The following is a 3013-nucleotide window of genomic DNA, read 5'->3' as shown; positions in this document are numbered from 1 at the left end:
CGTGCTGGTCGTCGTGGAAGACCGGGATGTCCAGCTCGTCGCGCAGGCGACGCTCGATCTCGAAGCAGCGGGGCGCGGCGATGTCCTCGAGGTTGACCCCGCCATAGACCGGCGCAATCGCCTTGACGATCGAGATGATCTCCTCGGTGTCCTGCGTGTCGAGGCATACCGGCCAGGCATCGACGCCGGCGAACTGCTTGAACAACGCGGCCTTGCCCTCCATGACCGGCAGTGCGGCGGCAGGGCCGATGTTGCCCAGGCCGAGCACGGCCGACCCGTCCGTCACGACGGCGACCGTGTTCCGCTTGATCGTCAGGCGGCGGGCATCGGCCGGGTTCTCCGCGATCGCCATGCAGATCCGCGCGACGCCGGGCGTGTAGGCGCGGGAGAGGTCGTCACGGTGCTTGAGCGGCACCTTGGGCACGACCTCGAGCTTGCCGCCGAGGTGCATGAGGAAGGTCCGGTCGCTAACCTTGCGCACCGTCACTCCGGGCACGGCCCCCAGTTCCTCGGTGATCCGCTCAGCGTGGTCGGCGTCGGAGGCGTCATACGTGACGTCGACGACGAGGTTGTTGTGCGTCGACTCGACGATGTCGAGCGCGGTCAGCGACCCCTTCGCCCGGTGGACGGCGGCGACCAGCCCTCCCGTCGCGTCGGCCGAGGACGGCGCCTCGACCCGGACCGTGACCGCATACCCGGGACTGGGTGTACCCATGACTCGCCCACCTCACCTCTGCGTGATTTTCGTATTGCGGATACTAATGTTTGACAAACGGAAACTTCAAGGTCGGTCGGCTGTGCCGCACGCACACGAGCCGGCGTGCCTCGCGGTAGTAGAGTTTCGCCATACGGAAACCGTGAAGGAGTGTCATGCCCCCCGCCGAGCCCGCCCGCAAGGCCGCCCCCGAGAAGCGTTCCGGGGGCGTGCAGTCGATCGAGCGGGCCTTCACCCTGCTCGAGACGATGGCCGACCACGGCGGCATCATGGGTCTGTCGAACCTCGCCGCCGCGTCCGGGCTGCCGCTGCCGACGATCCACCGGCTGGTGCGCACGCTCGTCGACCTCGGCTACCTGCGCCAGGAGCCGAACCGCCAGTACGTCCTCGGGCCCCGGCTCATCCGGCTCGGCGAGAGCTCGTCGCAGACGTTGGCCATCTGGGCCCGCCCCCACCTCGAACGCCTCGTCGACGAGCTCGGGGAGTCGGCGAACCTGGCGATGCTCGACGGCGACCAGATCGTCTACGTCGCCCAGGCCCAGTCGCACCGGTCCATGCGGATGTTCACCGAGGTCGGCCGCCGGGTGTTGCCGCACTGCACCGCCGTGGGCAAGGCGATCATGGCCGAGATGCCGGCGGAGCAGGTGCGCGAGATCCTGCGACGCACCGGGATGCCGCGTCACACCGACCACACCATCACCGAGCCGGACGACTTCGCCAAGGCGCTCACCTGGGCGAGCGAGCACGGCTACGCGATGGATGACGGGGAGCAGGAGACCGGCGTGCGGTGTGTGGCCGTCGTCGTCCCCGACGTGCCGACCCGGCTCGCGATGTCGGTCTCGGGCCCGGCCACGCGAATGAGCGAGGAGCTCGTGGCGCGCGCGGTGCCGCTCCTCACCGCGGCGGGTGAGGCGCTCGCGCGCGACCTGGCCTGACACCGGAGGCTCAGTCCCCCAGGTCCGGGAACACGGCGACCGCGAGCGGCCACCAGAACAGCCGGCCGCAGTGAGCGGCATACTCCCGCGGTGTCATCCAGCGTGTCTCCCGTATGCCGTCGTCCCCGTCGGTCAGGGCGGGTGCCGTCACGCTGAGCGTCGTCCGATAGACCTGCAGGTATGGCGCGTCGGTGCCGATCACGTTCTCGCGCGTCAGCGGGGTGAACCGTTCGTAGCCGCAGGCCGTCACGGCGTCCGGCTCGATCAGCAGTCCGGTCTCCTCATGGGTCTCGCGGATCGCGTTCTCCAGCGGCCCCTCACCCGGCTCCCGCCACCCGCCCGGGGAGCCCCACTGGTCGCGGCGGACGCTGTAGACGGCCGCGAACGACCCGACGGCGTCGCGGACGAAGAGCATCGAGGCCATGACGCGGGCCGGGTCGACCGGCTCCCGCGAGAGCACGAGGTCGACGTGGCTCGGGCCGTTCGGGAAGTCGACGCCCAGGTGCCGGGCCACGCCGCGGTCGCCCTTGCGCTTGCGTAGCCGCAGGCCCGAGGCGTTGAGGCGGCGCGCGAGGTCGGGTCCCGTGGTCGGAGTCGCGCCTGCGGCGACGACCGCCTGCCATCGCTCGTCGGGCACGTCGTAGTGGTCTCCGTCGAAGGCGCGCTCCGGCAGACCGGCCCGGCGAGCGACCTCGTGCAGCTCGAGGTATGACGCGTCGCTGGCCAAGTGGGCGAAGTGGCGACCGTGCGCCGGCCAGATCGGCTGGTCGATCCACACGGTCATGGCGCCCAGCCTAGTCCGGGACGGCGGGCTGTGGATGACGGCAACCGAGGTCATACCAAAGCAAATAGTGTTGAAGCACCAGTTCAGCCGGGTGACCGGCCCGAGGTCAGGAGCACCGAGCATGTCCCGATCCGTCATCGACACCGAGCGCATCGCCGCAGCGGCCGCAGACATCCGCCGGCTGGCCGACACGATCCAGTCGTCCGTGAGTGAGCTGCGTGGCCGGCTCGGCTCCCTCGACGGCGCGTGGGAGGGCCCGGCCAAGACCGAGTTCGTCCGCGTCCTGCACGACTACCAGGCCCTGCAGGCCCGGGTGAACGAGACGCTGAGCGACATCAGCAACCTCACCTCGAAGGCCTCGGCCGCCTACCTCCAGCACGAGGACGCGACCCGGGCCCTCTTCGCCCGCTGATCCTGCGCGGGCCCAGCACGTCGACTCCGCGCAGCCTCCGCCGCCCCGGCAGCACGCCGCCCCGGCAGCACGCCGGCCCGGCGCCCGCCGGCGCCCCTCTGGCTCCCGGCCGCCCCGAGCCCCCTCATCCGGCCGGGAAACCCGGGGGTCGGCCCGCATCCTCCCCG

4 protein-coding genes are annotated in these 3013 nt (G+C 70.9%); 2 read left to right on the top strand and 2 right to left on the bottom strand.

Features of this window, described 5'->3' with window-relative positions; translation table 11 throughout:
* On the bottom strand, positions 1–715 hold a 715-nt coding region (locus N864_RS20810; RefSeq protein WP_034721887.1), incomplete at its 3' end, for an NAD-dependent malic enzyme.
* 155 nt (positions 716–870) lie between these two features.
* Between N864_RS20810 and N864_RS20805 the strand changes: the two genes are divergently transcribed.
* Positions 871–1650 (top strand): IclR family transcriptional regulator, encoded by a 780-nt coding sequence (locus tag N864_RS20805; RefSeq protein ID WP_034721886.1) that lies wholly within the window; start codon positions 871–873, stop codon positions 1648–1650.
* 10 nt (positions 1651–1660) lie between these two features.
* Here N864_RS20805 and N864_RS20800 read toward each other — a convergent pair whose 3' ends face one another.
* Positions 1661–2434, bottom strand: a complete 774-nt coding sequence (locus N864_RS20800) for a DUF4031 domain-containing protein (RefSeq protein ID WP_034721883.1) — start codon at positions 2432–2434, stop codon at positions 1661–1663.
* A 121-nt stretch (positions 2435–2555) separates the two neighbouring features.
* On the opposite strand from N864_RS20800, the gene N864_RS20795 reads away from it, so the two are divergent.
* Positions 2556–2846, top strand: a complete 291-nt coding sequence (locus tag N864_RS20795; protein WP_034721882.1) for a WXG100 family type VII secretion target — start codon at positions 2556–2558, stop codon at positions 2844–2846.
* The last annotated feature ends 167 nt before the right edge of the window (positions 2847–3013 follow it).

The sequence above is a fragment of the Intrasporangium chromatireducens Q5-1 genome, from assembly GCF_000576575.1.
In the GTDB taxonomy this organism is placed as follows: domain Bacteria; phylum Actinomycetota; class Actinomycetes; order Actinomycetales; family Dermatophilaceae; genus Intrasporangium_A; species Intrasporangium_A chromatireducens.
This window is presented reverse-complemented; position numbering and strand designations above follow the sequence as displayed.

Excerpts from the sequence above, each read along its gene's own strand:
- N864_RS20805 (WP_034721886.1), top strand. The coding sequence starts at position 871 with ATGCCCCCCGCCGAGCCCGCCCGCAAGGCCGCCCCCGAGAAGCGTTCC.
- N864_RS20800 (WP_034721883.1), bottom strand. The coding sequence starts at position 2,434 with ATGACCGTGTGGATCGACCAGCCGATCTGGCCGGCGCACGGTCGCCAC.
- N864_RS20795 (WP_034721882.1), top strand. The coding sequence starts at position 2,556 with ATGTCCCGATCCGTCATCGACACCGAGCGCATCGCCGCAGCGGCCGCA.